General features: G+C 34.1%; 20 protein-coding genes. 3 read left to right on the top strand and 17 right to left on the bottom strand.

Annotated elements, in window-relative coordinates; genetic code table 11:
* Positions 1-125: 125 nt before the first annotated feature.
* The 5 genes from MHI47_RS04380 to MHI47_RS04360 form a co-directional block, all read right to left on the bottom strand.
* Positions 126-1175 carry a glycosyltransferase family 4 protein gene (locus tag MHI47_RS04380; protein WP_340768519.1) on the bottom strand — a complete coding sequence of 350 codons (1050 nt, stop codon included), beginning with the start codon at positions 1173-1175 and terminating at the stop codon, positions 126-128.
* Positions 1176-1244: 69 nt separating this feature from the next.
* Positions 1245-2777: a murein biosynthesis integral membrane protein MurJ gene (gene murJ / locus MHI47_RS04375; protein WP_340829777.1), complete on the bottom strand. Its 1533-nt coding sequence runs from the start codon at positions 2775-2777 to the stop codon at positions 1245-1247.
* Positions 2777-3868 (bottom strand): glycosyltransferase, encoded by a 1092-nt coding sequence (locus MHI47_RS04370; RefSeq protein WP_340829775.1) that lies wholly within the window; start codon positions 3866-3868, stop codon positions 2777-2779. Before MHI47_RS04370 ends, murJ (MHI47_RS04375) begins: the two co-directional genes overlap by 1 nt.
* A 1-nt stretch (position 3869) precedes the next feature.
* A complete protein-coding gene (locus tag MHI47_RS04365; protein WP_340829774.1) occupies positions 3870-5015 on the bottom strand; it encodes a polysaccharide pyruvyl transferase family protein in 1146 nt (381 codons plus the stop codon).
* A gap of 84 nt (positions 5016-5099) precedes the next feature.
* Positions 5100-7352 carry an S-layer homology domain-containing protein gene (locus MHI47_RS04360; RefSeq protein ID WP_340829772.1) on the bottom strand — a complete coding sequence of 751 codons (2253 nt, stop codon included), beginning with the start codon at positions 7350-7352 and terminating at the stop codon, positions 5100-5102.
* Between the two features lie 212 nt (positions 7353-7564).
* Between MHI47_RS04360 and MHI47_RS04355 the strand changes: the two genes are divergently transcribed.
* The gene (locus tag MHI47_RS04355) at positions 7565-9523 is read left to right on the top strand and encodes an S-layer homology domain-containing protein (RefSeq protein WP_340829770.1); all 1959 of its coding nucleotides are present in this window, start codon (positions 7565-7567) and stop codon (positions 9521-9523) included.
* A 159-nt stretch (positions 9524-9682) separates the two neighbouring features.
* On the opposite strand, the gene MHI47_RS04350 is transcribed toward MHI47_RS04355, so the two are convergent.
* The 6 genes from MHI47_RS04350 to MHI47_RS04325 form a co-directional block, all read right to left on the bottom strand.
* The gene (locus tag MHI47_RS04350; RefSeq protein WP_340768511.1) at positions 9683-10966 is read right to left on the bottom strand and encodes an oligosaccharide repeat unit polymerase; all 1284 of its coding nucleotides are present in this window, start codon (positions 10964-10966) and stop codon (positions 9683-9685) included.
* Positions 10967-10982: 16 nt separating this feature from the next.
* Positions 10983-12509, bottom strand: coding sequence for a murein biosynthesis integral membrane protein MurJ (gene murJ, locus MHI47_RS04345; protein WP_340829767.1), 1527 nt, complete (start codon positions 12507-12509; stop codon positions 10983-10985).
* 424 nt (positions 12510-12933) lie between these two features.
* Entirely contained in the window at positions 12934-13842 is a 909-nt protein-coding gene (locus MHI47_RS04340) for a C40 family peptidase (RefSeq protein WP_340829766.1), read from the bottom strand.
* 175 nt (positions 13843-14017) lie between these two features.
* Complete coding sequence (locus tag MHI47_RS04335; protein ID WP_340829764.1) at positions 14018-15895, bottom strand: N-acetylmuramoyl-L-alanine amidase; 1878 nt, start codon at positions 15893-15895, stop codon at positions 14018-14020.
* A 204-nt stretch (positions 15896-16099) separates the two neighbouring features.
* Positions 16100-17152 carry a CAP and S-layer homology domain-containing protein gene (locus MHI47_RS04330; protein ID WP_340768506.1) on the bottom strand — a complete coding sequence of 351 codons (1053 nt, stop codon included), beginning with the start codon at positions 17150-17152 and terminating at the stop codon, positions 16100-16102.
* Between the two features lie 91 nt (positions 17153-17243).
* Complete coding sequence (locus MHI47_RS04325; RefSeq protein WP_340829762.1) at positions 17244-19406, bottom strand: 5'-nucleotidase C-terminal domain-containing protein; 2163 nt, start codon at positions 19404-19406, stop codon at positions 17244-17246.
* Between the two features lie 221 nt (positions 19407-19627).
* Here MHI47_RS04325 and MHI47_RS04320 point away from each other — a divergent pair, with 221 nt between their 5' ends.
* The gene (locus MHI47_RS04320) at positions 19628-20533 is read left to right on the top strand and encodes an LCP family glycopolymer transferase (protein WP_340829761.1); all 906 of its coding nucleotides are present in this window, start codon (positions 19628-19630) and stop codon (positions 20531-20533) included.
* Positions 20534-20683: 150 nt separating this feature from the next.
* Here the strand turns inward: MHI47_RS04320 and MHI47_RS04315 are convergent, their stop codons facing one another.
* The 4 genes from MHI47_RS04315 to MHI47_RS04300 form a co-directional block, all read right to left on the bottom strand.
* Positions 20684-21856, bottom strand: a complete 1173-nt coding sequence (locus MHI47_RS04315; protein WP_340829760.1) for an aminotransferase class I/II-fold pyridoxal phosphate-dependent enzyme — start codon at positions 21854-21856, stop codon at positions 20684-20686.
* A gap of 146 nt (positions 21857-22002) precedes the next feature.
* A complete protein-coding gene (locus MHI47_RS04310; RefSeq protein WP_093537244.1) occupies positions 22003-22431 on the bottom strand; it encodes a VOC family protein in 429 nt (142 codons plus the stop codon).
* A 93-nt stretch (positions 22432-22524) separates the two neighbouring features.
* Positions 22525-23508, bottom strand: a complete 984-nt coding sequence (gene guaC / locus MHI47_RS04305; RefSeq protein WP_340829758.1) for a GMP reductase — start codon at positions 23506-23508, stop codon at positions 22525-22527.
* A 138-nt stretch (positions 23509-23646) separates the two neighbouring features.
* Positions 23647-23844 carry a hypothetical protein gene (locus MHI47_RS04300; RefSeq protein WP_093537242.1) on the bottom strand — a complete coding sequence of 66 codons (198 nt, stop codon included), beginning with the start codon at positions 23842-23844 and terminating at the stop codon, positions 23647-23649.
* 453 nt (positions 23845-24297) lie between these two features.
* On the opposite strand from MHI47_RS04300, the gene menC reads away from it, so the two are divergent.
* Positions 24298-25404, top strand: coding sequence for an o-succinylbenzoate synthase (gene menC / locus MHI47_RS04295; RefSeq protein WP_340829756.1), 1107 nt, complete (start codon positions 24298-24300; stop codon positions 25402-25404).
* A gap of 35 nt (positions 25405-25439) precedes the next feature.
* Here menC and MHI47_RS04290 read toward each other — a convergent pair whose 3' ends face one another.
* On the bottom strand, positions 25440-26138 hold the full coding sequence (locus tag MHI47_RS04290) for a hypothetical protein (protein ID WP_340829755.1): 699 nt from the start codon (positions 26136-26138) through the stop codon (positions 25440-25442).
* Complete coding sequence (locus MHI47_RS04285) at positions 26086-26286, bottom strand: hypothetical protein (protein ID WP_340829752.1); 201 nt, start codon at positions 26284-26286, stop codon at positions 26086-26088. The genes MHI47_RS04290 and MHI47_RS04285 overlap by 53 nt, the downstream gene beginning before the upstream one ends.
* Positions 26287-26394: the final 108 nt, after the last annotated feature.

The raw sequence follows: 26394 nt of genomic DNA, 5'->3' as shown, positions 1-26394 counted from the left end.
GGAGCTAAGAAGAAATATTTTCTTCTTAGCTCCTTTTTCATTCACTATAACATATTCTAATAATCTTTTATTCTCTATAAACATAAAAAAACCTTTCATTCTATATAATAGAATGAAAGGTTTTTTTATGATCTACCTATTATTTTCACTAAATTTAAGAGTGGTCTATAATTTTTTCCTGCTAAACCAACTGCTTCTACAAATAATTCAATCGCTATAAGCATAACAACTAGCAAGAGGATTGCTCCCCACATTGTTGCTTGTGAGAATATTAATGCCGCAATACCAAACATTGCAGCTATTGCATAAATGATAAGAACTGTTTGACGATGTGTAAATCCTACATTTAATAAGCAATGATGTAAATGAGATTTATCTGGAGCCATTAATGGCTGTTTTGAGCGATATCTTCTAACAATTGCAAAGAATGTATCTGAAATAGGTACACCAAGCATTATTATAGGGATGATCAATGCAAACATTGTTATACCTTTAAATCCAAGTAATGCAAGTACTGATATCATATAACCAAGGAACAGTGCACCTGTATCTCCCATGAAAATCTTCGCAGGATAAAAGTTAAATACTAAGAAACCTAATGTGCTAGCTGCCAATATAGCTGCCATTGCAGCAACAAATGGAGTCCCCATTATAATAGCCATTCCTGATAGTGTTAAGAGTGCTATGGCAGAAACACCAGCTGCCAATCCATCTAAACCATCGATTAAATTTATTGCATTTGTAATAGCTATAATCCATAAAATAGTAAGCGGGATTGCAAAATAACCAAACTGTAATTCATAGCCTATAAATGGAATGTTTATAAACTCAATTTGTAGTCCCCCATATATGGCAACACTTGAGGCTGCTAAAAGTTGCCCAAGTAATTTTGCTTTTGCTGTAATCTCAAACATATCATCTAAAGCACCTGTAATGATAATTATTAACGCTCCAAGTAACATTGCTTTGTCATATTGACCATCGGGTCTATAAACAAAAAAAGCAACCAGGAAGGCCATAAAGATAGCTAATCCACCTAGTCTCGGCATAATCTTAGCATGAACTTTTCTATAGTTTGGTTTATCTACTGCTCCAACGCGAAACGCTAATTTTTTTACAAGTGGTGTAAATAGTACGGATGCGACAAATGCCAACACTAGTGTAAAGGCAAGCATGTCTCTCCTCCTCATCTAAATCTGTATTATTCAAATCCAATACATTATAACATGGAAATATACATAATATCATTTATTTTTTATATTTATAAGACGTTTTATACTACTTTTTAGTTTCATCAAAATTATATTTGCTTCAGCAACTTTAAGCAATAGGAAGAAACACACATAACTGAATCCAAATATACTCAATCCAACCAAAAATGTTAACCATTTAGAAGATAATTGAATAAATTCGTTTGAAAAATATGTTACAAATCCCATTAATAAAATCGCAACAAATATCTTTCCAATTCCTTTGTTCCAGCTATTAAAAAAGGTTAACTCATATTTCTTGTTAGCATATACAAATAACATAATGAAATTTATAACGGAAGAAATTAAAGTTCCCCATGCTATAGCCATTGCTCCAATAGAGTCAATCAAGAAATAAATTATAATTATATTAATAACAAAGACATTAATAATACTAAAGATGACTGGTGTAATTGAGTTCCCTTTTGCATAATAGAATCTTGTCACATACGTATTCGCAGCTAAGAAGAACATGGTTAATAAAAATATTTCTAAAATTGGCGCTGTTATAGCAGTAGAGACCTCATCAAAATTTCCGTATTCAAATATAATTTGAATAAGGTTTTCAGCATAAAAAAAGGAAAAAATGGTCACCGGTACTAACAGTATAACTAAATATCTAAGTCCACTAGTATATATTTTCTTTACTGCATTATGATCTTTCTCAGCAACTTTTTTACTTAACATTGGATATATTACTGTCGTCACTGCTGTCATCAATATAGCTTGTGGGAATTGTGTAAGCTTCGTCGCATAATTTACTGCCGAAACAAACCCATCTGATAGAGTTGCTGAAAATATACGCTGAATGAGTGCATAAAATTGAATCGTTGCTCCACCAAGCATAATTGGAAGTGCAAGCCTCCAAAGTTGTTTTGTTGTCCAGGTTTGTTGAAAGGATACACCAATTGGAAACTTCTCTAGCTTTCTATACCCTTTTATAAGAAATCCAACCATGATCAATGCACTGATTAAAGCGCCTATTCCATATGCGATTGGTCCTATCCAATAAGAACTCACTACGGAAATTATTAAGAATACTGCATTGTATAGAAGAATGGAGATACTAGATAAGTGAAACTTGCCATTAACATTTAACATGCCACTAAGCCAAGTTGATAAGACTAAGAAGATTGTTGATGGCATCATCCAATAAAACAAATTTCTAGCGAGTCTACTTTCTTCATCAGACATTTCTCCGAAAAATAGATTCAATATTGGATTCGTTGCCAATAACATTAGGATAGTAATTATAATAATTGTCGTAATTACAGTTGTAAATGCTTGTTTAACAAATAATCCTTGATCTGTTTTTTTTTGATTGTATATGGATATGAAAGCAGTAGTAAATGCACCACCAATTACTAAATAGAGGAAATTTGGAATTGTGTACGCGGTAAAAATACTGTCTGCTATATAGCTAGTACCGTACTGATATCCTATAATCATTTCTCTTAAAAAACCAAACAATCTAGCAACTATATTTATAACTGCTACTGCTCCTACAATTTTTAAAAATGTATTCACTATTTGTTACCCTCAGGAACAGCAGTCTCATAGATTGATATTAGATCTTTTATAATATTTTTTTCATCATGCTTATATAATATCTTCTCAGTTTCTTTACTATTAAAATAGTTTTCAGATTCCAGTGATTTTAACATTTCCTCTTTTAGGGCGCTTGCATTTTGCGAAGCTACTAAATGACCTGCATCATTGGCTAATAAGGAAGACAATCCCCCTACGTCCGAAGCAATAACTGGTATACCACATGCGATAGCCTCTAAAGCGACTAATCCAAAGCCCTCAATATGTGATGGCAGCACAAAAACATCACTTGCTTGAAACCATGTGACAAGATCTGCTTGTTTAACAGGATCAATTAATAGCACATCGTCGTTTAAAAGAGGTGCTATTTTTTCCATAAAGGATGTATCTCGACGTGAGCCAATTATAGCTAGTTTTACTTTCCTATTTGTAGCTAATTTAACCTGTTGAAAAGCTTGAAGTAATTCTTCTACACCTTTTTGTCTAATCACATTTCCTACAAAAGAGAATAGGAATTCATCTGATGATAATTTTAGAAGTTTTCTTGCTTCGCTTTGATCGCCAATCTTGAAAACTTCTCGACTAACACCCATACTCATAATCGTAATTTTATCCTTAGGCACCTGAAAGTCTATTTCAATTTGCTCTGCAAGGGTCGGTCCAACAGCTATGATATGTGCACTTTCTTGTAAGATAGTAGTCGTCCATTTTCGAATAGTGGCATTTTTCTTTGCCATCTTTTCAATATCTCCGCCGTGTGCTGTTACTACATAAGGAATTTTAAATAATTTCTTTAAGAATAATGAAAAAACTCCTGACGGAAATACATAATGTGCATGAGTAATAGAAATACTCTTTTTTTGGAATATTCCTTTTTTCATAACCTTTAGTGCCCATAAAGTATACTTTTTAAGAGCATTTTTCATCCCTGTTGCCGGATTAGTATTTGCTCCTATTTCGACGTCCATACCCGCTTTTCTTAAAGCTTCCACCTGATTTTTCACGAAAATACCATAGGATAGGTGATTGGATGTAGGATACATATTACTAATAACAAAAATTTTCTTCATATTATCTCACTGCCTTCGTAAATTGTGAAGCTCCTTTGCGAGCTTCTTCATTAAAATGAGTGGAAAGTTTTTTTGTATTTTCTACGGTTCCATCCCAATCTTTTTTCATCTTACTAAAAGAATCTTTAAACATAAGTTCACTGTGTTCAATACTATCCATACTAAAACAGTATTCTCCTAAGCCCGCTAAATGCATAAAATCGTTTACTTTTTTATGATAAGAAACCGCAATGATAGGTGTGGCTGTTGCAGTAGCTAGAATAAGTGAATGTAATCTAGTTCCAATAACAACATCTTGTAAGTTAGTTATTTCTAGTATTTCTTGTGGCATTAGATTTTTATCAATAATCTGGACATGCTCTTTGTATTTCATCGAGTTTTTAATATGTTTTGTCGCATCCACATCTTGAGGAAACTTAGTTGCAAAAAAAGTAAACTCTACATCATGCGCTTCTGCTAGTTTATCTAAATTTTTTGCCATTGCATTTATATAAGCCTTGTATTTAGATTCACTGCCCTGTGGCCAATAATTGGAATTGAAGAAAGGCACTGCAGAAACCCCTATTTTAGTTGGAGTTGAATTGTACGTCTTTGAAGTTGATGTTGGTTTTAAGGTAAATGCTGGATCTCCTATAATGGTGATTGGTCTTTTGACACCAATACTTTCTAAAAGTTGCTTCGATTGTGGGTCTCTTACAGATATACTATCTGCAAATCTACACATAAATCTTAAGCTCCATTTTCCCATAGAAGTGTGAATAGGACCTGCACCACAGCCATATACAACGTATGGAACACTCATATTCTTAGCCATTAATGCATAAGTTCCAAACAATTGAGCTTCTCTTTTATAAAAGTCCATAAGTATTCCACCACCGCCAATAACCAACAAATCCAGTGATTTAATATAGTTCCTATTTTTTTTGTACGTATGTATAAAAGTATTGATATTCCTCCCCTTTTTATAGTAGAGGGGATAACTTTTTACGCCATAACGGTTAACAGTTTGTTGAGGATTGTTACTGAAAACCGTAATATCTTCTATTTGTATAGGAAAATTATGTAATAATTGTTGAAGGATGCCTGATAGAATTGCTTCATCCCCATTATTATTATTCCCATAATTCCCCACAATCCCTATTTTCATCTATTTAACATCCTTTTGTCTTTATAATATCTGATTATAACATAATAAAAGCCTCGCCACATACGATGGAGAGGCTTTTATTAACTATTGAGTTATTCTATATAAGAACACACTGAAATGTAGTCTATTAATAGGGCTTTCCGGCTTATAAGTCCCATCCTGGAATCCAGTGGTAACTCCGCTTGCAGTTAATGCACTTATTTCATTAACAGCCCAGTGTTGACTGGATACATCCGTAAATTTTTTATTTGTTGTTCCTGATAAATTATAAGCATTAACTAAAATCTTAGCCATTTGAGCTCTAGTTAACTTGCCATTTGGATCAAACTTTCCATTTTGTTTACCGGATACAATATTTAAATTGGCTATTGCTGCTATTTCTTTATAATACGGATGCGTTTTTGGCACATCCTGGAAATTAGGGTCAGTAATACTTTCTAGGTTTAACCCTTTTATTCTACTAATTAGTAGTGCCGCATGCGCTCTAGTAATGTCATTATTCGGTCTAAATGTTCCATCCTCATAACCATTTATAAAACCTTTACTAGTTAAATAATTAATCTCGGTAATATACGGATTTGTAGTTAGGATATCACTAAATTTTGTAGTAGGTTTTGTTGTTGATTTTACTTCTATTCCGACTGATGCTTTTTTTGTACCTAACTGAGCAATTATTTTACCAGTTCCTGCCTTGTTACCCGCTGTGAATACTCCAGCTGATGAGACAGTCCCAATATCCCCTTCAACTGTCCATTTCAGCTGTTCTGGTGAATAAATCAAGGCTTTTTTGTCTACATCCGTTGCAGTTGCGGTAAATGTCAGCTTGCTATTAACATTTGCTGATGTCCCACTAGCTTTAATCGTCAAATTAGTAGGTCCCGAAACAATTGTTAGAGGGAATGATTGGGTAGCAGTATCGTAATTTATACGGACTCTATCAGAACCTTCTTTTAAAGCAGTAAAACTTGTACCATTAAATGACACTAAGTTATTATCTGACTTATTTACTATCTTGCTAGTACTTACTGTTATAGGATTATAAAATTCATCTAATATATAGTTAATCTTATAGGAAGAAGTTGCGCCTACTAACATAGTACCCACGGTATTACGAGAAAGGTTGATAGAGTTCGGGTTACTTGTTGGAGCCGTACTAATAGCCTCTAAGATTGCTGAAACTCTTCTTTGAGATCCTGCGGAAGGGGTGTTTGCCAAAACAACTGCATTACTTCCATAGTTTCTAATGCCCATAGTTGTCGAGCCACCACCATCTAGGTTAAGAGCTCGATCAACTCCAAGACTAACTAGATAATCTGCGAATTGGGACATATTCATCCCTTTCTTATTTGCTCCATCAACAGTTACTAGATGAACAGTTTTCTTATCTTGGCTAATTGCTATAGCACTTCGTGAAGTAACTTCAGTTGCTCTAGAACTTGAGAGATTCATAGTAACGTGTTTCTTTCCATCCTTTACAAGCATTGGTCCGCTTGCAAGCATGAATTGTGAATCTTTCCACTTAGAGTCAATATCGAATGAAACGGATACCTCTTCTCCAATTTTCATCTTATCTCCAATTGCACGCCATTTAGGACCATGAAAAGATAATACAAAACCATTTTGGGGAATTGTTACTTTTGCGGTAGAACCCATATGAATGCTTTTTATTTTCCCCGTAATTTTTTGACCATAATATGTAGAATTTATTGGTGTATCAGTTTCAAACACTACTTCGGTACCATATTGATTGGAGTTTGTAGCGGTATTTATGTTTTGTGGTGTAAAGATAATTGCTTCATCAGCACGTCTTTCTCTATTCAATCCTGATATATCATAGGACAAATTATCATAATTCATCTTTATATCAAAATCATAAAGATCTATTTCTGCATTTCCATTTGCCGTTACCCCAAAAGCAATCGGTTGGTTAAAATATTCTGTAGTTGAATCGAGTAGAACTCCACCGTTTAATATTTCATTTTGTTGGGAGAGTAAAAAAAGTGGATATCCCTCACTCATATCAAAAAATGCCGCATTTACTGCACCAACTACTCTATTGCCTTCCGAAGAGTCTCGAGTCGCAATACTAGTTGTCGTTTCCTTACTTTTAAAATCCTTTGGCAATCCAATACTTACCTTTGTATATGCATCATTTAGATTAATAGCTAGATGATTAATAGAGTTAACTTTAGCTCCAGTATTTGTGTATTGTTTGTACTGAACTCCCGTAGATAACTTCATATCTTTGTTTATTGTTTGTGCTGCTAATCCTTGAAGAGGCACCATAATCATAATTACTAGTAACATAAAAATTATTTTTAAAACTTTACTTTTCATATTTATACGCTCCATTTAATTAAGAGCTTACACCATCCTTTCCATTCTATTAAGAGCATAACAAACTGTAGACTTGAATTCTATGTTCCATTTGTTTCATTTTATATAGTCATTTACCAATTTTTCATGAAACTAGAGACCTTTTACTCTTAAAGAAAATGTTTAATTCTGTTAAAATATGATTCAAGCTATAATTAGAAAGGTGTTAAATTATGAAGAAAATAATTATTTTAGTAGGTTTATTGCTACTCTCTTTTAGTATATTTACTAGTCTAAATGCATCCGCAAGTAATTTTACTGGCAATTCGCATGAAAAATCACTAACCTATTTAGTAGAAAATAACATTTTACTTCCCGATAAGGACGGTAAATACTATCCATACCGTGCTGTTACTAGGGGAGAATTTGCTAGTTACCTTTCAAAGATCTTACAACTACCCACAAGTAGTGAGAGTACGTTTACAGATGTATATTCTACACATCCATTTGCCAAAGATATTCTAAGTGCAGCAGAAGTTGGCATAATTACAGGGTATCCCGATGGAAAATTTAAACCTAATGAGATTATCACTCGCCAACATATGGCCGTTATGATCTCACGCGTACTAGATTATTTAGCAATACCGACAAGTACTGGTAATTTAACTTTTACAGATTCTAAAGATATTGTGAAAGAGTATATTACTGCTGTTTCTGTTGGGGCAAAATTAGGAATTATAAAAGGAAGTTCAGAAGGAAATAATGTATACTTTTATCCCCAAAAAAGTACAACTATAGCACAAGCAGCTACTTTCATATACAGATTAGTAGAAGTGGCAAAGGATAATGGTTATGCAGGTCTTCCAGACTTCCTATCCTTTGAAGTAAAAGAAATAGTGAACAAAGAATTAGTTAATAGTAAGCCATATAAGTCATTTGAAGAAGCTCAAAAAGGAATTACCAAAACCAACCAAGTTATAGAACGCAATGGTAACATTATTAAAATGCCATCTGGTCTTGTTATTACAAACGGCTATACAGTTGTCTATAGCCTACCTAAAGAAGAAAATAGGTATGTCTCAACATCGGCAACTACTGATACTGAAATGGAATACTTGGGTACGGAGGTTGAAGAGGACTATTCTGGTAAGAAGATATTCTGGGCAAAAGTGCAATATGCTGATCGAATAGGATATGTAAAACTAGATAAAGTAACATTAAAGCCATATGTACTCTTAACAAACAGATCCTATTATAGTGTCACAAATGGTGAGTTAAAACATACTATTTTCTATAACTCTACTAATAGGGAAGCTTCTTATATAATAGGAAAAGCACCATCTTCCTTACTGGCCGGAAAAAAATATTACAGCTGGAATGGTTATACTTTCTATAACGAAAATAATTCAGCTATTTCAGGGGAATACTTTAATTACTATCAGTTCCTTCCTGCACGGTCCAAAACAAATTATACAGCTGTAGAAATAGACTCGTACATTATGAGTGAACTAACCAGACTTGAAAATCTTTATAAACAATCTCCTAAGAGCTATCCAAATTATAAAGACGCGACACTAAACAGTAAATTAGTAGGTTTAGGAGAAGTATTAAAACTTACAGAAGCAAAATATCAAGTTAATGCTCTTATGATTCTAGCACTTGCTCAAAACGAAAGTACTTATGGATTGAGTAGTCATGCTCTTACCAACAATAATCTATTTGGTTTATATGTAACAGATACAAATCCATTAAACAAAAAATTTACATCGGTAGAAGCTAATATTACAGAGCTGATGGAGAAATTTTGGAATTTAAACTATATTCCCCCTACTGCTGGGTATGCAAATGGAGCAATTTTTGGAAATAAATCAATTGGCTTCAATGTAAGATATGCTTCAGATCCATATTGGGGTGCGAAAGCTGCTGGCCAATACTACAAAATTGATAAATTCTTAGGATTCAAAGATGCTGGAGCTTACAAAATTGGAATGACAACAACATCTGGTGTCAATGTACGTAAGGATGCATCACTAAATTTCTCGGCAGCATTTACTTATAAGCTTTCCGATATGCCTGTTATTATTGTAAATCCTAATATTAATGGTTTTGTTGAAGTTTTATCAGATTCTCCTACCTACCAGACTTTGTTTATTCATAAAGACTTAGTTCGTGATATTAATACGATTCAATAATTTTCATGGAAAGGGCAGTTTCTCTGCTCTTTCTTTTTTTACTTACTACCAATCTCTTGCCACTTTGACTAAAGTAGATCAAACTCCCGAAATTATTTTCATCAAAAAAAGTCTCACACTAGGTTTTAAGTGTGAGACTTTTTTTATATGTTGTTTGTATTAAGACGTAACTTTTAACTTCTTATCATTACTCAACGCTGCGGTTAATATAACAAAGCCAATCATTAGAAGGAATATTAAGTCTAACAATCCAGTATGCATAGAAACTGTAAAAATAGTTAATACAAACGCAAATGCCACCGCCTGGTAACTATCATATCCGTTTCTTTTTACCTGATTATACAACATGGAAATGATCACTCCATATAATAAGAATCCAATTGCAACTAACAAGTATCCTCCGTCTAAGAAGAGCTGACCAATATATGTTGGTGTTGTAGTTCTAGTTGGTCGAGTTATATATTTACCTTCTTCAACGCTTAATGAGTTTACGATTTCTGTAACCTTCATACGAGGTGAAATTTGCTCACCAGGTAGAACGGTAGAGAAAATACCACCATGTATTTCTCCATATAGATAACCATCTTCTTCTGTAGACTCAATAATTTTACTTAAAACGATATGTCCAGTAACAGCTTCTCCGTTCAGTGAACGTATCCATTTGGGAACAAGATTAACTTTTCTTTCAACTGAAATTAACTTTTCTTCATCAGTCTCGGACAGTTCAACATCTGGTTGCTCTCTGGAGTTAAAGTCCTTGGTTGTATCTTCAGATAGTACTCTAAAGAAACCGAATAGTGAGAAGAAAACTCCTATTATTAATAAGGTAGTTAAAAACCAAGTTAACTTAATGCGTTTAACAGCATAATGAAAAATAATCAGTCCTGTAAATAGCATTAATATAATAGGCGTTCTATATCCCATCATCAGGAATGCCACCATTATTACGCCATAAATAACAGCATATATAAGCAATTTACCTTTAGTTAGAGTTTTTTCCTTAATAATTTTTAAAGATAATATGAGAATAGCACCAAACCAAAGTAGCTGACTTAAAAAGTTTAACTTTGGATCAAGATTACGACGCACGGATTCATCAGAAATCCCCACATCTCCACCTGTCATCATTGTAAAATATGCAAGTGCTCCTATTATTACAAGTGCCCAAATCATCCACATTACATACCCTCTAAGAAAAGAAAGTCCAAGAGTGGGGAAAGTCCACCCTTTTTTGTCTACAAAGTAAACGCCTAAATAGTAAAAGAGTAATGCTAAGAAAACTGACGGCCAGATGGATGTATTTACATTAAATAATTCAAATCGGTGAAAATCAAAAAGACTTATAAAGAAATATAAAACTAATATAAATGGTAAAAAGAAATATGGTGAGAATGTATCGATTTTGTTCAAATTTTTAATTTGTTTTTTTATGTTATTTTTCATAATTTAGTAACCATCACTAGATAGATGATGAATTTCCTCCCTTAGATAAAATAGTTTTCACGAATTCATTTTTGAATAACATGAGAACTAAAAAGTAAACTACTGCACCAGGTAAAGCAATTGTTAATATGTGTAATAGTGGTGGTAAATCAGCTATTTCCGTAAATTTGTCTACCATATTAATAGTTACAAACATGGTAGTTGTAGCAATTACAACTTGCAAAGTATTTTTCAACAAATAGAGTTTGCTCATTCCACCAATGAGCTTCCATAAAGTTACAAAAGTAATTGTAGAATACAAAACGGCAACAATGGAAGTTGACAACGCTATCCCTTGTGCACCAAAATAATTGGAAAATATCCAGTTCGATATAATATTAAGAAAAATCGAGATTATACCGATTCTCATCATATAATGACCCTTTTCCAAAGTATAAAACCCTTTTGCAATTATAGCCTGAATAGAATAAAAGAACGTTGAACCTATATATAAAACTGCATAGGATGCTGTTACTTGAGTAGAAGCAGCAGTAAATGCACCACGTTCGTATACGATACTCACTAACTCTTCCATTAGAAAGACCATTCCAGTTAAAGCTGGTGTTAAGAAAACAAGTAGGTATAATATTCCTTTTTCTATACCCCTACGGAATTTCACCATATTATTCTCTGATCTTGCACTAGCGATTATAGGGAAAACAATTGTTGCTATTGTTACAGCAAAGATTGCTTGTGGAATATTAACTAATCTAAATGCATAGTTCAGATTTGATACAGTACCTTCTACACCTATTCTAGCTGCAAAAAAAGTATTTACCGTCAAGTTAATTTGACCAACTGCTATAGTCAAGCCAACAGGTAGGAAGATTCCATAAAAATCGAATACTTCTTTTTTATCCATTTTCTGTTTCCAGCTTAAAAACTTCTTAGGTGTTCGATAAACAAATTTAATAAGTAAACTCAATATAGTTCCTGCTAAATATCCGATTGGCACAGCGATTATTCCTATTAAATCATGAAATAAAAGCGTAAATACAATTGTTACTAATACTACACTTGTTTGTGAAAAGACAGAAAAAGAAAACTTCTTTTTTGCATCAAAGTAACCCTCATAAACAGCATTTACTCCAACTAAAACAACGGAGGAAAAATATATTATACTTGTCCAAATGGCAATTTCCATTCCGCCTTCAAATTCAGAAAAACTCGGATAAAATGTATGTATAATCGGTGAGCTTAGTAGCATTCCAATAACCGCTATTCCTAAAGCTATCCAAAAAGTACCCTTAATAATATTTGTTAGATGAGAATCTCCTCTACCAATCGCCTCAAACTTATAATAACTTGGTAAAAAAGCATCTTTCATACCCGTAAGTAAAAACAAGATAATTGCGTTTGGAATCGTCATAGCAGCAAAATACACATCTGCTTCAAATGAATCGGCAAAGTAAGCTGCTATAACTAGATCTCTAATCATGCTTGAGAATTTCAAAACTATTGTAGATAATAGTAAAAATATAGATGCGAACTTCAATTTATTCATAACCAATCCCACCTGTATTAATAGGAAGTATTAGATTGTCATAATATATTTTCGAATGCAATTGTTGATAACTATATGAGGCTACTTTATTTACAAAGTTTATGCTTTTATTGAGTATAAACTGCAGGCTTGAAAAAAAATTCAATGATGCCTTTATGTAACAGTGCCTAAGGACAATAACACTCTTCATCTTGTTCTTCCTTTCGTTTGGAACTAACTAGTCCCTAGATTGCATTTTTTTATTATATCATATTTACTTATAAAATACCTTTTCGCATTGAAAAGTTTATGTCCAATTTCTGCAAATTACTATTACTGTTAAATTCTTATTTTTAAAAAATAGAAACCCTCTAAGTAGTCATATAAATTCCATGATTTACATGGTTTATAATCACTACTCAAAGGGTATATTTTAGCTATCTACTTATTTAAGTCTTGTCATAAAGGTATTCATTTGTGAATAAGTAACATTATCATTTATTCCGAAGCTTCCATCAGGCTTTCCTATTGTTATCCCATTTTGAGCTAATATTTGAACATATTCACTCGCCCAGTGTGAATTACTTACATCGGTAAAGTTATAAGTACCAGTTGTCGATTTCAAGTTAAAAGCTTCGACTAAAACTTTCGCAACATGTGCTCTAGTTATTGGTTTAGAAGGATTAAATTTACCTTGTTCATTACCACTAAATATTCCAGCTGCGGTCACTGAATTTATTGCTTCATAATATTTAGAAGTTGATGGGACATCTGAATAATTTGCTTTTGTAGCTGCTAGCGGAAGGTTCAATTGCTCTACGATACTTTTCGCTACTTCTGCTCTACTAGCAAAAATGCTCATATCTATACTTGCAGATTTTACTTCAACTTTTTCTGAAGTTTGTGATTGGTCTAATACTCTCTTTGCACCTATGTATTTATCGCCCCAATAATAAGGATCATTAATAGAAGAAACACTTACTCCATTGGAGGAAGATGAATGAATGAACTGGTTAGATCCAATATATATTCCGGCATGAGAAACACCCTTGCCAGATGTATTAAAGAATACCAAATCACCTGTCTCTAAATCACTTTTACTTACAGTTATTCCTTCTTTAAATTGTTCTGAAGTTGTTCTCGGTAAGACTATGGCTGTATCCTGAAATACTTGTTGAATAAATCCAGAGCAGTCAAAGCCCTTAGACGTAGTGCCACCATATACATATGGTGTTCCAATATAATTATAAGCTTTCGTTTTAATTTCACTTGGCGATGCAGCATTAGCTGCTGAGATGTTCATCATCAGTAAGGCTGAACTTAGTAAACATACTTTTAAAAAATTCCTAAACATTATGTTGTATAACCTCTCTCTTTAGCAAAATCTGTAGTAAGCATACCATCATTTGGAGGCACTAAACATTACAGTTTCATCACATATAAATAACAAAAATATAACAAAAAGATTACAGACAAAAAAGGCAGCACTTCGTCATTGATTGACTAAGCACTGCCTCTGAACCGGAATACTATTGAACTGAGTAGTAATCACGTATTCCATTAAAGATAGATTGAGCATAAATTTCAATATATTTGTCATTCACTAGCTTATTAAAATCTTGCTGATTTGATATAAACCCTAGTTCTACCAGTACAGATGGAATTTCCATTTGTTTAATTACGTAGAACTCACCTTCTTTTATACCACGATTATTCATATTTGCATTTTTTATAATTTCTTGTTGAATTTTCGTGGCAAGCACTTTACTTTCCGCACCATTATCATTCGCTGATAAATTGTAGAATGTTTCCGTTCCATTTGCTGTTTTGCTGGTAGCTGCATTTACATGAATGCTTACATACAGTTCTGAGTTAGTAGACTTGGAAAGTGCTACGCGGTCTTGAAGTGAGGGAAAAGTATCACCAGTTCTTGACATGATAACCCCCGCACCTGCATTTTTAAGTTTTTGTTCCACCAATTTTGATACTTTGAGAACTATACTTTTTTCTGTAACACCTTGACTAGAAGCACCTGGATCTTTTCCACCATGACCAGCATCTATTAAAATAATTCTGTTCTTTAATACACTTCCAGATTGGTTAACCAGTTTTAAATAGGTTTTACTTACATAGCCTTGTCCACCAGCATATTTAACTTTTGCCCAAGCACCATTAAGACTTTCAACTGTTACTACCTTACCTTTTGTCAAACTACCTACACTTGCATAAGATGCTCCTGGACCACTTCGAACATTTAGTGATGCTGCAGTTACTTTACCAGTCAGGTTGCCTAAATTGTCCGGTACTGTTACTTCAGGTTTAGTTGCATCCTTTGTATAGGTTGCACTAATATAACCTGGTATATTATCGACTTTTACTAAATACCAGCCATTGTATAGCCCATACGTTAGCAATTCCGTATTTTGACTTACAGTATTAACAATAGTTGAGTTTGAAGTTGGTTTGCTTCTAATGTTTAAATCAGGTGATGTCGTTGATACTTTTCCTGTAGATGCACCAATTTCTTTGCCATTTACATCTAAGAAACTGGTATATGATTTACTAATGTACTGTAATTTGCCTTTATAATCTATTTTTAGCCAGTCTCCTGTAATTTCATAGACAAATACCTTTTCTTTATCCACTAATTTACCTACGACTGTTCCAGAATTGCTTGGCTCCGCTCGAACATTTAACGTATCATTATTAACATTAATAATGACTTGTCCTACCGACTTACTAGAGTCGGGCACAGTAACCCCGTCTACTTCTTTGTTTACTTTAAATTCGTCTTCCATTCCTCGAGCAATAAAAAGAGCAAATTGTTTTCGTGTTACTCCACTATTCGGCATATATTTCCCTTGTGAACCTTTTGTAATGCCGTTATACATTATAGCTTTAACATATTTTGCTAATGCATCATTATTATTTATATCTGTGAATATTATAGGCTTATTTGCATGTTCAGTTAAGCTTAACTTGAAAGTCTTTACTAGAGCCATACTCATATCATCCCGAGTAAAAGGTTTGAAAGGGCTAAAGTTTCCATTTCCTGTAGCGGTCATGTATCCTAGTTTAACTGCTTGTTCAATGTATTCAGATTCATTTAATTTAACGTCTTTGAAACTCGATTTACTAACCTTTAACGGTCCATGTCCACCTGCTAGAACAAGCATTTTAGCTGCTTGATAGCGAGTTAATACTTCATTTGGTTGAAACTTTTGACCTCCGCCACTTTTGTAACCTTTTATAATCCCCTTGACATATATATATTCAATTTCTTTATAACCTTCATCCGAATTCGACACATCTGAGAAAGTATTTGCAGCATTCACTTGTAGCGATAGCGAAAAAGCTAATACTAGCACAAGACTGATAGTAATAATATTTTTTAATTTATCTAACACTTTTGAGCTCCTCTCCTTTATCCTCCTACGATAATATCAAAGATTCGCTTCCATTAATATCCTCATTTTTACTCAATTTCATAATTTCCCTACAAATAACTCTTTTTAATGACAAAACAAGAGGATATTACTACAGAATTTGTTTAAATAACACATTAAAAAGCTGATTCAAGATTAAAACGACTTGATCAGCTCTTTATTGTGTTATTTACTGGAGAACATATGGACATAATAATATTGGTTACTTTCATTTAAAGCTATACCTACACCAATTGTTGTGTACTTACTATTTAGTATATTCGCCCGGTGACCTGGAGAATTCATCCATGCTGTAACCACCTCATTTGACTCTTCATAACCATGGGCAATGTTTTCACCAAAGGTCTTATAGAAGTAACCGAACCCATCTGCCATATCCCAAGGTGCTCCATATATTGGAGAAGTATGTTCAAAATAATTATTTAAAATCATGTCATCCGCTTTTATAAATGCTATTTGGGATAGCACTTTGTCTTCAACTAATGCAGTTAACCCATGCTTGTTTCGCTCCAAATTAACTAGTTTAATAGTTTCAGAGATAAAACTCTCATTTGCTTGTTCAATTTTCTTATAAACTTTTTCAAATGGATCATAAATAGTTTCATCAGTTGAAGGGTTTTTCTTATATTCCATACTTCTATTTAACAATACTAGCGCCTGAATTCTTGTTACTGCATTGTTAGGTGCAAAAGTAGTTTTAGTTTTACCAGTTGTAATTCCTGCTTTTGCTAAAAAAGATATATAAGAGTTCGCCCAATGACTTTCCAAAACGTCTGTAAATGAACTTTTTACTTCTTGTTGCACTTGGAAGTCATTTATTAAAACGATAATTTTAGATAGCTGTGCTCGCGTCAAAGTATCATTGGGATTGAAATTTCTACCGTTATTAAATATTCCCGCTTTTGTTAGCGCAGCAATGTCCTGATATGCAGGATGATCACTCGAAACATCAATAAATGAAGGTTGGTAATTTGTAGAATTAGATAATTTTAAAACTCTATTTATAATTTGCGCTACTTGGGCTCTACTTATAGAATTATTAGGACGAAAAGTCCCGTCTGGGTAACCAGTAATAATATTGTTTTTCTGGTTGGAGACTAATACAGGATAATACCATTCATCGTCCTTAACATCTGTAAATAGAGAAGCCTGGACAGTTCCTGGAAACAGCACGAGCATGATTAAACCCAACAATAGGAATTTATTAAACTTTCTCAAGTAATTACCTCCTTTATATTATGTATACACATCAAAAGTAGACTATAAACTAGGAATCCCTTCACAATGGATGTGAAGGGACTTTTAGAATCTATTTTAATAAATTAGTAAAATTGGAAACAAATTTTGCCGCCTGGGCACGAGTAGTTCCTTCAGTAGGTCTAAATTTCCCATCAGTACCAGAACCAATATTTAATTCTTCTACCATGTTAATAGCTTTAACAAACTCTCCATCATATTTCCCTAAATCGGAAAATGTAGATTTGCCTTTTACTACATAGTCTACTTCTACTTTCGCATCATAAGCTCTGTTAAGCATTAACGCAAATTGTGCACGAGTGATAGCCTTGTGAGGCATGAACTTACCATCAACCCCTTTTATAATACCAGCCTCAGCCGCAGCAGCAATTTCAGCTTTTGTATCAGCGTGAAGATTAACCACATCTGTAAAAGTAGCAGTCCCTTTTGCTTCCAAACCAAGTGCACGTACAATTAATGATGTAGCTTGAGCACGAGTCAATTGTTTATTTGGAGAATAGGTTGTACTATTAGTTCCTTTCGCTAAACCTGAATAGAATATGTCTTGGATGTAAGAATAGTGCCAGTCAGTTGCATTTATGTCTTTGAAAGGAAGTACTGCATTTATACGTCCTTCTTCTGTCGGATTAACTGTTTCAAGTGTCGTGATATATTCAATAAACATTTCCCAGTCTACATTTCCTGGTTCACTAACTCTACCTTCAGCATAAGCAGTTTCAAAAGCTTTGAAACCATCTCCACCTTTTGCTGTAAATGTATTTGTAGCGACTTTGTATGTTTTAGAATTATTTAACTCTATATACTTGTCTCCTTCTTTAACTTGTATATTTAGAACACGTTTCCCTGCTTCAGCAGTCCCATCAAAAGCATATTTTAAACCTGAAACATGTAAAAATGCTCCTTTTTCTTTAGGAAACTCACTAATAGCATGTTCAAGTAATGATTTAATCTCTTCACCTGTAACTGAGGCTATAGCAAGTGCATTACCAAAAGGCATTACGGTTAGAACTTCTCCAACAGTAATATCTCCAGCATCAATGGAAGCACGAATTCCCCCTCCATTCTGCATAGCGATAACAGTTTCGGAGTCTATTTTTTTGGCCGAAGCTAACATACCATCAGTTATTAAGTTACCAAGATTCGTTTCACCGGCACGAACGCCCCAAAGTCCACGTCCACCATTAAGACCCTGTAAAGCTACTTTACCTGTTGAGGTGTTTTTTACTTTGTCTATAGAATCAGTATATGGTTTTAGTAGTTTTACTGTTTCTGGATCAGCTATTTCTACCGCTGCAACATCATGTAAAATACCAGTATGATCTGTAATAACACCTTCCGTATTAAATGAAACATCTAATTGACCTAAAAATTTATTGTATTCATTTGCTTGAACGATAAGAACTGGTTTACCTTTTACAGTTAACTCTTTAGGTGCGTCCAGTTTTGTATGTGTATGACCACCAACAATGATATCGATTCCAGGTACCTTTTCCGCAAGTAATAAATCATTATCATATTTTGCAGCATCATCATAACCAATATGAGTAAGAGCAATAATTTTATTGACACCAGCTTTTTCAAATGCAGCTACTGCTCCCTTAGCGGCTTCTATATAATCCGCAAATGCTATATCATTAGGGCTAGAAATATCTACAGTTTCAGCAGTTGTCAATCCAAAAATACCTACTTTTTCTCCATCAATTTCTTTAATAATTCCATTATATATTTCACCATTAGAAGCTGAAGATGAATATTCTTTATTTTGAAGTCCTTCAAATAGTACATCCTTCGAGAAATCTACATTTGCACTTACAAATGGAAAACCGGCTTTTTTGACGAATTCTGCAAGACCTAAATGGCCATCTGATGTAGCACCTAAATCAAATTCATGGTTTCCGAAAGTCATCGCATCATATTTTAATAAATTCATAAACTCTAGATCAGCTAAACCAGTATATTGGTTAAAGTATAGAGTCCCAGAGAAAACATCACCTGCGTCAAGAAGAAGATTATTTTTGTGTTCACTACGAATCTGTTTTACTACTGTCGCTCTTTTTGCAACAGCATCCACATTTGCATGTGTGTCATTTGTATGCATAATAGTAAGGTTAAAATCTCCCTCAGCTGCCAAACTCGTTTGAGGTGCTAAAGCTAATCCCAAACCAGCCGCAATCGTTAATGCTGCTGTTATACTTTTGTAAGTTTTTCTATACATTCCTACACCATCCCTTTTATAATATGTATCTCTTTAACTATACTATAGTTTAGATAATTTTAAATATTAAGTTTAAGTAAATTGAGAATTTATCTAATTTATTTCGCTTGTTTAATAAAGAACCAAACTATACATACTATTACCAGTTCTAATTAATATTCTGGGACTTACACTCATATATTTACAAAAAGGCTTGTAGTTATAAGAAATGAGGACCATGAATGTCGAAGAAAACAATTTGGATTACAATTATTAGTTGCTTCCTTTTAGTTGGTGTTATATACGCAACAAGTATTTATCAAAATGTATCCACTACACTCGATACAATTCATGAACCAAAGATTCGCAAAGTTTCTGAACTTAGAAAAACGAAAGTAGAACTCGTAGAAAAGGAACCAATTTCCATTTTACTACTCGGTGTGGATGAACGGGATGCAGATATCGGACGGTCCGACACTATTATTGTCCTCACCGCTAACCCCTCTCTAGCTTCAGTTAAAGTATTAAGCATCCCAAGAGACACATATACAGAAATTATCGGATTAGAGAAAATGGATAAATTAAATCATGCCTACGCCTTCGGTGGGATAGATATGGCCCTTCGTTCTGTTGAAAATCTTCTAGATATTCCAATTGACTATGTTTTACAGGTGAATATGGAAAGTTTTTTAGAGATTGTCGATAGTGTTGGCGGTGTCACGGTTGAGAACCGATCTGCTTTTGAAGAAAACGGTTACCAATTTGCAGCTGGTCCCATACATTTAGACGGTGATAGTGCTCTTAGTTATGTTCGCATGCGAAAGAATGATCCCTTAGGTGACTTTGGAAGACAGGAGCGTCAAAAACAAGTTCTCTTAGCTATATTAAAGGAAGGGGCTTCTTTTAATAGCTTCCTCAACTATAAGGATCTCTTGGCCTCCTTAGCGGACAACATTCGAACAAATATGACATTTGATCAAATGATGGATATTCAAAAAGGTTATAAGTCTTCACTGACAAATGTCGAATCTATTACGCTTACGCATGGTAGTGGCCAGCGAATGGACGGCATTTGGTATTATGTACCCAACGATGAAGAGATGAGCGATGTCACGTGGACATTGAAGGATCATTTGGAACTACAATAGTGCAATAATAAGAAGCTATGGCCGAATAAGCTTTACTCGCTGTTGATGGTTGAATACTAGTGTTACGGGAGATTTTGAAGGACAATAGCAAAAAGGCTATTCCAAAATAATGGAATTAGCCTTTAATTTGTGTCATGAACACGTCGTAATCTAGAGGAATTGAGATGGACTTAATGTAAGAAGGAATTCTTCTAGTCTATTCATTCCTTTTTCTAGCACAGCCATATTGTACGCATAGGAAATGCGTATGAAACCTTCTCCGTATGCTGTAAACGCGCTTCCAGGAACGACAGCCACACCGCCCTCCTGTAATAGCTTCGTAGCAAACTCAAAGGAATTCATTCCATACTTTCTTATATCAGGGAATATATAAAAAGCGCCATTTGGCTTTTCCACCGTCAGTCCCATCTCTATTAGTCGATTAAATACAAAGTCACGTCTTTTCACATATTCCAAGTTCATCTCACTTGGAGTGTCTTTGGCATTTGTGAGTGCTTCCATTGCTGCATATTGGGCAGGTAGTGAGGCACAAATTGTATTGAAGGCATGCACTTTTACTACATGCTCCATCACATTTACTGGCCCCATCAGGAAGCCGATTCGCCAACCCGTCATCGAATGCGACTTGGAAACACCATGAATATAAAATAATTTTTCACGTATTTCCTCATAGCTTGCAAAGGAATGATGCTTTCCTGAGAAAGTATTCTCGCTATATATTTCATCTGTTAGTACAAATATATTCTTTTCTTGTATCACATCAACTAATTCATCCATCGTCTCTTTTGTAAGAACAACCCCAGTAGGATTAGAGGGATTATTGAAAAACACGGCTTTTGTTCGCTCATTGATCAAGTTTGCAAGTCTTTCTGCAGACGGTTGGAAATTAGTGTCCGTCGTATCTAAATACACTACTTTCGCTCCACAAAGTTCAATCACAGGTACATACCCTGAATAAGTAGGAGCTGGTAGAATAACCTCGTCTCCTTCTACTAAAATTGTTCGAAAGACTGCATCGATTGCTTCACTAGCACCATTTGTTATAATAATTTCACTTTGAAGATCATATGAAAAACCATATTTGTCAAAGAAAAAAGAGTTCACTGCATTTCTTAACTCTAGCAGCCCTGCATTATGCGAATACCCGGTTAAATTTTGTTCAATTGCCCGGATACCTGCTTCTTTTACTGATGCAGGTGTCGGAAAATCCGGCTGACCAATCGTTAAATTAACGGCATCCGGGTAATGAACTAATTGATTGGAGAATTGTCGTGTTCCAGGAATTTTCAATGCTTGTGCTCGAGGATTTATTTGTATATTCATCGGTTAATCTCTTCTTTCTATTAATTTTCTAGTAGGTATATATGCTAGTATACTTTAAACAGCATCGATTTATTATTACATTCTGAATTATTTAGTAATAAAAAAAGTCATGCAATGTATACTTGAACATTGCATGACTTCCTATTTTATTGTGGTAGTTGATCTGGTTCGTGGCTAAATTGCCATTCAATACCGAACTTATCTCTTAAGGAACCGTAACATTTACTCCAAAATGTTTCTTGAAGATCCATGCTCACTTTACCGCCTTCTTTAAGAGCATTAAATGCGGATTTAACCGTATCTTCTTCATTACTTACAAAAGCTAAACTGATATTATTTCCTTCCGTAAACGGTGATCCTGGAAACGTATCAGAGAACATTATATTGCTTCCATTAATATTTAAGCGAGTGTGGAGAACTAAGTCTTTTGCTTCTGCAGGCAATACAAAATCCGGGCTTTGCGGTGATTCACCGAAAGTCATAATCTCTGGTTTTTCTGTCTTAAATACTTCTGCATAAAATTCTGCAGCTTCTCGACAATTCCCGTTAAAAGTAAGATATATATTAATAGCCATTTTAGAACACTCCTCTTCTCAAATAATGTAATTATTCAAACAATAAATATCAACTTTATTGTAGCACTCAGAGATCTAAAATAACATTAATTTTTAGTAAACTTTATCGCCATTGAAAATAGAGTTCTTTACGATTACATAGTCTACATTACGAATCGACTCTAATTTATTTCCACCTGAATATGATATAGAAGATTGCAAGTCTTGTTCCATTTCTCTTAAAGTATCTTCTAGCGGACCTTTATATTCTACAAACATTTTTTTACCTTCAACATTTTTCTTTTCGCCTTTTTGAAATTCAGATGCAGAACCGAAGTATTCTTTATACTGCTTGCCATCTTTTTCGACTGTAACTCCAGGAGATTCTTCATGACCTGCAAATAGAGAGCCAATCATAACCATAGAAGCGCCAAAACGAACGGATTTTGCAATATCACCATGTGTACGAATTCCACCATCTGCAATTATGGGTTTGCTAGCTGCTTTTGCACACCAACGCAATGCCGCAAGTTGCCAACCACCTGTTCCAAATCCTGTTTTAATCTTCGTGATACATACTTTCCCAGGTCCGATTCCAACTTTCGTTGCATCCGCTCCAGCATTTTCTAACTCTCTTACTGCTTCTGGAGTTCCAACATTACCAGCAATGACAAAGCTATTCGGTAAATGTTTTTTAAGATGTTTAATCATGTTAATAACTGCATTAGAATGACCGTGCGCAATATCAATGGTGATGAACTCAGGTACTAGATTTTCTTCCGCCAACTGTTCTACAAATGTGTATTCTTCTTCTTTGACACCCACACTTATTGATGCAATTAAGCTACGTGATTGCATACTCTTGATGAAGGCAATACGTTTTTGTGGTTCAAAGCGATGCATTATATAAAAATAACCATTTTCAGCTAAATAATTTGCAATATTTTCATCTATAATTGTCTGCATATTAGCAGGCACTACTGGCAATTTAAAATTATGTCCCCCAAGTGTGACTGTAGTATCACATTCTGATCTACTATTAACTACACATTTCGCCGGAATTAATTGAATATCTTCATAATCGAATACATTTTCCATCATATACACTCCCAAATACGAATATTATTATCAAATGAACTAAAAACGTTCGTCCATTTGGTAATTTACATCATTTTGAGTAGTATGTCAATCTCTTATACTAAGCATGCTCATAATACTCGAAGTATTACATACATTTTACTGAATTCTTTTCATCTTATTTATATCTATTTGCATTTCAATTAATTTTATCCGGTCACTCAGTTCCAATACTGCTTGCATAATTTGATGCTGATCTGCCTTAGACATATTTGTATGACGTTCTACCTGGTCAACTGTTTCCTCCACTTTTTGAATACTGCGATTCATTACTTGTACTAGATACTCAACTGTCATAATTTATCCACTCCCTTCATTTCCTCTTATTTTACTTGCTCAATTAGTTATTTCAATTGTCAGAATATATCATTAAATACAACTATAGAATTTTCACCGCCATTTCGTCATTAAAAATCCTTTTTCAACCGATTTTGATAATCAAAATAAATTTGAATGTTCCATGATTTATTTTATTTTTGATTAATATAATAGTAGAAAGAATGGAAGGAGGAGATTTCTATTAAACCAAATCCAGTTGAACCAGAAGAAATGGCTTATAGAAATGACTTAGATATACAAGCTTCCCTTCAAATGATTTGGGAAGGCGCCCCTGTTTCGACAGTGGAAATCGAAAAAGAGGATTATGAAACACCTTAACTTCCCTACAGTAGTAGGGTTTTTTTAATTTGTTTTAGTAGCTAGAACATGATAAGTTGAATAATAACAGTGTTTTTAGAGGAGTTATTAAACATGATTATAAAAAAAATAACTATGCGGCATATGAAAATGACAATGAAAAACCCATTTGTAACTAGCTTTGGAAGTATGCAAGAAAAAGAATTTTTCTTACTAGAGGTCTTTGATGAAAATGGAAACTCTGGTTGGGGAGAGTCCGCAGCTTTCCAAGCACCATGGTACACAGAAGAAACCGTTCAAACTACTTTACATATGATAAGGGACTTTTTAATACCACTTGTGTTGAGCAAAGAAATTAGTCATCCAGATGAAGTAAGCGCAATTTTTGCACCTATCCGAAAGAATAATATGGCAAAGGCTGCTGTGGAAGGGGCTATTTGGGACTTATATGCTAAACGAACTGCTCAATCACTTTCACAAGCACTTGGAGGAGTTACCGAGAAAATTGAAGTAGGCATTAGCATCGGCATCCAAACAACAACAGAGAAATTATTAGAAGTAGTCAGCAATTACATCAAAGAAGGGTACAAACGAATTAAAGTGAAAATCAAACCTGGATATGATATCGAAGTGATTCAAAAACTGAGAGAAGCATTTCCTAATTACCCTCTAATGGCTGATGCGAATTCAGCCTATACACTCGAGGATATTGAACTTTTAAAACAACTGGATGATTTTCAGCTAATGATGATTGAACAGCCACTTGCTTATGATGATATTGTCGATCATGCTCAACTACAAAAACAGCTGAATACCCCTATTTGCTTAGATGAAAGTATTTTATCTGTAGCTGATGCACGTAAAGCAATCGAGCTTGGGAGCACAAATGTTATAAATATAAAAATTGCGCGTGTTGGAGGTCTGACGGAAGCAAAGAAAATTCATGATTTATGTATGGAAAAAGGCATTCCTGTTTGGTGTGGTGGAATGTTAGAGACAGGAATCGGTCGTGCACATAACATCGCCCTCACCTCGTTACCCAATTTTACACTGCCAGGTGATACTGCAGGGTCTTCTCATTATTGGGAGGAGGATATCATTTCCCCGGAAATAGTTGTGGAGAATGGCTATATAGAAGTTCCAAAAGGGAATGGAATAGGTTATGAACCGAATATGAAAGTAATTCAACGTTATTTGTTAGATACGATCGTCTTTGAATAGAGGATTTTATGTTAACCTATGAACAATAAAGTTGTTTAGAGTGAAAAAAAGATCAGACTAATCATCTGATCTTTTTTCATTGAAACTGCTTGATAGTTATTACTTGTAGCCTTGGTAGCTTTAATTTTCGAATCTACTGAGTTTACTTTTTCAACCAAATTAGTGAGTAGTGCATCATTTTCAATATTCCCTAATTTGTCTACTAACAATTTCTGTTTTTCAATTTTCACAGCCGCTTTCACTGTGTTTTTAGCTTTTAAAAGGTCTTCTATTTGATTAATACCATTGTAAATAGATATTGGCAAAGCTAGCTCTGTACTTTTTTCAATGGCAGGAACTTTATACGTGGCAATCAATCTGTCACGATTCTCCTTTCCTTCTACTTTACCGAAGATCTCAGTTCCTTTTTTTAATTCTTTGAATAATAAGTTATAAATTTTCGTTAGATTATCCCAATCTAAACTGGCTCTTGCAGTTTCCAACCCTGCAATTAACGGTAAAACGGTCATTTTCCCATACTCATCTGCTTCTGCATATGAAACTACCGGAACTTTCGCTACTTTTTTCACTTTATTTTGAACTGTATTTGACGTGTTTACTTCATTTATTTTTTTCGAGGACTTCTCTGTTTTGCTTTCTACTTTCTCTAACTTATTTTTAACTTTATTTTTATCAGTAATTTTACTGTCCTTTAATTTTATATCCTCTATCTCTATTATCTTGGTTTTGTCCAATCATTTGACGAGAACGTTGTTTGTCATCTTTGTGCCCACCGTCTCTACCTTCTCCCTTACCATGGGCATTTCCCAATACCGGTGATCCCAAAATTGTTGTAGCCAATAAAGCCGATGCAGCTGTTACTTTAAAAGTATTAATCTTCATATAGAATTCCTCCTCTTTCTCATTAGTGGGCGACTCTAAATATGATGTTCTAATATTACCTATGGAAAAATTTACAATATATAACCTCTTTATTTTGGTACCCCTATC

The organism is Psychrobacillus sp. FSL H8-0487 (genome assembly GCF_038008385.1).
Classification (GTDB): domain Bacteria; phylum Bacillota; class Bacilli; order Bacillales_A; family Planococcaceae; genus Psychrobacillus; species Psychrobacillus psychrotolerans.
The sequence above is the reverse complement of the archived record's forward strand: the minus strand, read 5'-3'. Positions and strand labels throughout refer to the sequence as shown.

Excerpts from the sequence above, each read along its gene's own strand:
- MHI47_RS04320 (WP_340829761.1), top strand. The coding sequence starts at position 19,628 with ATGTCGAAGAAAACAATTTGGATTACAATTATTAGTTGCTTCCTTTTA.
- MHI47_RS04370 (WP_340829775.1), bottom strand. The coding sequence starts at position 3,868 with ATGAAGAAAATTTTTGTTATTAGTAATATGTATCCTACATCCAATCAC.
- MHI47_RS04285 (WP_340829752.1), bottom strand. The coding sequence starts at position 26,286 with ATGAAGATTAATACTTTTAAAGTAACAGCTGCATCGGCTTTATTGGCT.
- menC (WP_340829756.1), top strand. The coding sequence starts at position 24,298 with ATGATTATAAAAAAAATAACTATGCGGCATATGAAAATGACAATGAAA.
- MHI47_RS04340 (WP_340829766.1), bottom strand. The coding sequence starts at position 13,842 with ATGTTTAGGAATTTTTTAAAAGTATGTTTACTAAGTTCAGCCTTACTG.
- MHI47_RS04350 (WP_340768511.1), bottom strand. The coding sequence starts at position 10,966 with ATGAAAAATAACATAAAAAAACAAATTAAAAATTTGAACAAAATCGAT.
- MHI47_RS04300 (WP_093537242.1), bottom strand. The coding sequence starts at position 23,844 with ATGACAGTTGAGTATCTAGTACAAGTAATGAATCGCAGTATTCAAAAA.
- MHI47_RS04355 (WP_340829770.1), top strand. The coding sequence starts at position 7,565 with ATGAAGAAAATAATTATTTTAGTAGGTTTATTGCTACTCTCTTTTAGT.
- MHI47_RS04325 (WP_340829762.1), bottom strand. The coding sequence starts at position 19,406 with ATGTATAGAAAAACTTACAAAAGTATAACAGCAGCATTAACGATTGCG.
- guaC (WP_340829758.1), bottom strand. The coding sequence starts at position 23,508 with ATGGAAAATGTATTCGATTATGAAGATATTCAATTAATTCCGGCGAAA.
- MHI47_RS04315 (WP_340829760.1), bottom strand. The coding sequence starts at position 21,856 with ATGAATATACAAATAAATCCTCGAGCACAAGCATTGAAAATTCCTGGA.
- murJ (WP_340829767.1), bottom strand. The coding sequence starts at position 12,509 with ATGAATAAATTGAAGTTCGCATCTATATTTTTACTATTATCTACAATA.
- MHI47_RS04365 (WP_340829774.1), bottom strand. The coding sequence starts at position 5,015 with ATGAAAATAGGGATTGTGGGGAATTATGGGAATAATAATAATGGGGAT.
- MHI47_RS04360 (WP_340829772.1), bottom strand. The coding sequence starts at position 7,352 with ATGAAAAGTAAAGTTTTAAAAATAATTTTTATGTTACTAGTAATTATG.
- MHI47_RS04380 (WP_340768519.1), bottom strand. The coding sequence starts at position 1,175 with ATGCTTGCCTTTACACTAGTGTTGGCATTTGTCGCATCCGTACTATTT.
- MHI47_RS04310 (WP_093537244.1), bottom strand. The coding sequence starts at position 22,431 with ATGGCTATTAATATATATCTTACTTTTAACGGGAATTGTCGAGAAGCT.